The sequence below is a fragment of the Streptococcus suis genome (assembly GCF_002964045.1).
In the GTDB taxonomy this organism is placed as follows: domain Bacteria; phylum Bacillota; class Bacilli; order Lactobacillales; family Streptococcaceae; genus Streptococcus; species Streptococcus suis_U.
Genome location: NZ_POPB01000081.1, coordinates 1 through 278 on the forward strand (window position 1 = coordinate 1; position 278 = coordinate 278).

Consider the following 278-nt stretch of genomic DNA (forward strand, 5'->3'; position numbering starts at 1 on the left):
TTTAATTTTTCTTTTTAATCGACTACTCTCATTAAGTTCAAACTTTTTGTCAATTTTTACTACATCATAATTTAAATCAATCACACTATCAATTTCATCATCTGTTAACTTGGTAAGCTTATCCACTATATTTACTATATCTTGTTCAAGTATTTCTTGATTCAAAATATCTCTTATTGCTGATTCATTTAAGCAATCTTTTTTTATCTTCAATAATTTCTGATAATCTTCTTTAGTGGTATTATAATCTTGGGTTGAATGACAATCTTTACATAAAG

General features: G+C 24.5%; 1 protein-coding gene. It reads right to left on the reverse strand.

The annotated features are described in order from the left end of the window. Positions 1 to 278, reverse strand: a 278-nt coding sequence (locus C1E99_RS14550) for a hypothetical protein (RefSeq protein WP_161951109.1), incomplete at both ends; no start/stop codon positions are given.